The organism is Cellulomonas algicola (assembly GCF_003851725.1).
In the GTDB taxonomy this organism is placed as follows: Bacteria; Actinomycetota; Actinomycetes; order Actinomycetales; family Cellulomonadaceae; genus Cellulomonas; species Cellulomonas algicola.
The window spans coordinates 1-3,673 of sequence record NZ_BHYL01000242.1 but is presented as its reverse complement, the minus strand read 5'-3'; the positions used below and the strand labels follow the sequence as shown (position 1 = coordinate 3,673).

The 3,673-nt window shown below is 76.2% G+C and carries 4 protein-coding genes; all 4 read left to right on the top strand.

Features of this window, described 5'->3' with window-relative positions; translation table 11 throughout:
- The first annotated feature begins 126 nt into the window (after window positions 1–126).
- The gene (locus tag CTKZ_RS14995; RefSeq protein WP_124343695.1) at window positions 127–618 is read left to right on the top strand and encodes a metallophosphoesterase family protein; all 492 of its coding nucleotides are present in this window, start codon (window positions 127–129) and stop codon (window positions 616–618) included.
- A 60-nt stretch (window positions 619–678) separates the two neighbouring features.
- Complete coding sequence (locus CTKZ_RS14990) at window positions 679–1,689, top strand: DUF389 domain-containing protein (protein ID WP_124343694.1); 1,011 nt, start codon at window positions 679–681, stop codon at window positions 1,687–1,689.
- A gap of 49 nt (window positions 1,690–1,738) precedes the next feature.
- The gene (locus tag CTKZ_RS14985) at window positions 1,739–2,374 is read left to right on the top strand and encodes a trimeric intracellular cation channel family protein (protein WP_124343693.1); all 636 of its coding nucleotides are present in this window, start codon (window positions 1,739–1,741) and stop codon (window positions 2,372–2,374) included.
- A 165-nt stretch (window positions 2,375–2,539) separates the two neighbouring features.
- Window positions 2,540–3,673, top strand: a 1,134-nt coding sequence (locus tag CTKZ_RS14980) for a serine/threonine-protein kinase (RefSeq protein WP_160142911.1), incomplete at its 3' end; no start/stop codon positions are given.

The window sequence follows — 3,673 nt, the reverse complement described above, 5'->3', positions numbered from 1 at the left end:
CGCCGTCGCGCACGTGTGCCACCGGTGCGCGGCGGGCACGGGGGCACGTCGCGACGAGCGCCCCTGGCGGCGCGTGGACCCGCGCCCGTGAGCGCGCCGTCGGGGGAGCGCGTCCGCGTCGTGGCCATGGCCGACACGCACGTGCCCGCGCGGGCGCGCGACCTGCCCGCCGCGCTGTGGGCGGCCGTCGACGACGCGGACCTCGTCGTGCACGCCGGCGACTGGGTGGACGCCACGACCGTCGACGCGCTCACCGCACGGTCGCGCTCGCTCCTCGCGTGCCACGGGAACAACGACGGCCCCGACGTCCGGGCGCGCGTGCCCGAGGTCGCGCGGGCCACCGTCGCCGGGGTGCGCGTGGGCGTCGTGCACGAGACCGGTGCGGCGACGGGCCGGGAACGGCGGTGCGACGCGGCGTTCCCCGACCTCGACGTGCTCGTGTTCGGGCACTCCCACATCCCGTGGGACTCCACGACGCCCGGCGGCCTGCGCCTGCTCAACCCCGGGTCGCCCACCGACCGTCGCCGGCAGCCCGCGTGCACGTTCCTCACCTTCACGCTCGCGGACGCCGGCGTGCACGGCCTCGTCCTGCACGCCCTGCCGCCGCGGCCGCGCTGACGCGCCCGCGCCTCCGCGTGGCGCAACGGGCGCGCACCCGCACCGCGCCAGACTGGCGCCGTGCTGCAGCTGCGGGTCACCGTCCCGACCGACCTCACGGGTGCCGTGCTCGACGTGCTGCGCGACGACCCGGCGGTGTCCGCCCTCGTCGTGGGCACCGGCACCGCGCTGCGCCCCGAGGGCGACGTGGTCACCGCCGACGTCGCGCGCGAGGCCGCCGACGACGTGATCGAGCGACTCCTCGCGCTCGACGTCCAGCAGGTCGGGACCGTCCAGCTCACGCCCGTCGACACCTGGGTGTCGCGGGCCGGTTGGGAGGCCGAGCGGCTCGCGCCGGGCGCGAGCGCCGACTCGGTCGTCTGGCCCCAGGTCGTGCTGCGCGCGTACGACGACACCGAGCTCACGTGGACGTTCCTCAGCTTCATGACGCTCGCGACCCTCCTCGCGAGCGTCGCGATCATCGTCGACTCGCAGGTGCTCGTCATCGGCGCGATGGTCCTGGGCCCGGAGTTCGGCGCGGTCGCGGCCCTGGGCGTCGCGCTCGTCCGGCGACGCTGGCGCCTGCTGCGGCGTGCGGCGCTCGCGCTGCTCGTCGGTTTCGTCGTCGCGATCGGGCTCACCGCGGTCGCGGCGCTCGTGCTGCGCGGCGCCGGCTGGGTGACGCTCGACGACGTGACCGGGCCGCGTCCCGGGACCGACTTCATCTACCGTCCCGACCGCTGGTCGATCGTCGTCGCCGTCATCGCGGGCGCCGCGGGCGTGCTCTCGCTGACGTCGTCGCGCGTCGGCGGGCTCACCGGCGTCTTCATCTCGGTCACCACGATCCCCGCCGCGGGCAACCTCGCGCTCGGCGTCGCGTTCGGCGTCCCGCACGAGATCACGGGAAGCGTGCTCCAGCTCGTCGTCAACATCACCGGCATGGCCGTCGCGGGGTGGCTCACGCTCGTCGTGCAGCAGACCGTGTGGCAGCACGCGTCGGCGCGGCGCGCGCGGTTCGCCGCCCGTCTCGGCCGCACCGCGACCCACGGCCCGCACGCCGGACCGCTGCGACCGCCGGACGTGCGCGCGTGAGCCGCGGGTCCCGACCCGGCGGTGCGTCGCCCTGCCAGGATGGCGTCCCGTGATCGCCGACCTGCCCTACGAGCCGCTGCTCGAGATCCTCGGCGTGTTCGTCGGTGCGATGTCCGGGGCCCTCGCCGCGGTCCGCAAGCAGTTCGACGTGTTCGGCATCCTCGTCCTGGGCTGGGCCGCCGGGCTCGGCGGCGGCATGCTGCGCGACGTGCTCATCGGCGCGGTCCCACCAGTCGGCATCTCCGACTGGCGGCTCGTCGTCACGGCCGTCGTCGGCGCGCTCACCATGTACTTCTTCCACCCACGCCTCGAACGCGCGCGGCGCGTCATCGTCGTGCTCGACGCGGGCGCGCTCGCGGTGTTCACCGTCGTCGGGACCATCAAGGGACTCGAGCTCGGCACGACCGCGATCGCCGCCGTCCTGGTCGGGGTCATGACGGGCGTCGGCGGGGGAGTGCTGCGCGACCTGCTCACGGGCGAGGTCCCTGTCGTGCTGCACCACCGGCAGCTCTACGCGGTCCCTGCGCTGCTCGGTGCCACGCTCACCGTGTTCCTGTGGGAGCGGGATGCGCTCGACGGTGCGACCATCACCGGTGCGGTGCTGCTGATCTTCGTGCTGCGGGTGCTCGCGCTGCGGTTCCGGCTGACGGTGCCCGGCCCGTGGCGGGGCTTCCCGCCGAGCTGACGCGCTCCGGCGTCGCGCACCCGGGCGGTTCCCCCGGTCGGGTGCGGCCCTGGCGTCCCGGCGTGCGCCTCGCCGGACCGTCGCCTAGCGTCTTTCGACGTGCCACCGTCCGTCCTCGGCAGCGCGCCGACGCCGTCCCGGGGGACCGGCGCGTCCGCTGCTCCCGTGGTCCTCGGCCACCGGTACCGGCTCGACGAGGTGATCGGACGCGGTGGCGCGGCCGTCGTGCACCGCGCGACCGACGAGCTGCTGCACCGCACCGTCGCCGTCAAGGTCCTGCCGCCCGTCCCGCGGGACAGCGACGACCTGCGCCGGCACGAGGCGGAGATCCGCGTCCTCGCCGGGCTGCGCCATCCCGGTCTCGTCCGGCTCTTCGACGCCGACACCGTGCCGGTCGACGGCGACGACGTGCAGGCGTACCTCGTCATGGAGCTCGTGCCCGGGCCGACGCTCGCGCGACGGCTCGCCGACGACGGCGCGCTCACCGTCCGGCAGACCGCCGCCGTCGGCCGGGCGGCCGCCGAGGCGCTCGCGGTCGTGCACGCGCGCGGCGTCATCCACCGGGACGTCAAGCCGGGCAACATCCTGCTCGCGACCGACGACTGCCTCGACCTCGAGGAGCTGCCCGACCACCCGGTCAAGCTGGTCGACTTCGGCATCGCCCGTCTCGCCGCAGCCACGCGCCTCACGGTGACGGGCATGATCGTCGGCACCGCGTCCTACCTGAGCCCCGAGCAGGCCGTCGGGAGCGTGCTCGCGCCGTCGAGCGACGTGTACGCGCTCGGGCTCGTGCTGCTCGAGTGCGTGACGGGCCGGCCCGTGTTCGCCGGCACGATGGCCGAGGTCGCCGCCGCACGCCTCTCGCGCGACCCCGACGTGCCCGACGACGTCGACGGCCATCTCGCCGACCTGCTCGTCCGCATGACGCGCCGCCGTCCGGAGGACCGCCCGACCGCCGACGAGGTCGCCCGCGAGCTCGCGGACGTGCTGGAAGGCCGGGTCGCGCCGTTGCCCCCGCCGGCCGCCACGCTCCTGCTCCCGGCCGTCCGCCCCGCCGACGGCGGCGGGATCGTCGACGAGCCGACCATGGCCGCCGACGCGGCCGCGCTGGGCCTGCCGTCCGACGCGACGGACCGCCTCCCGCACGAGGCCGCCGCGGTCGCGTCCACCTCGGCGACGGGCGCACCGACGGGCGCCGCAGACGGCCGGTCGGCCACCGACGCCAGGGTCGCGGACGTCGCGGACGCGCGGGTGCCGGAGGTCCCGGACGCGCGAGTGCCGGGCGCCCCGGCTCCCACC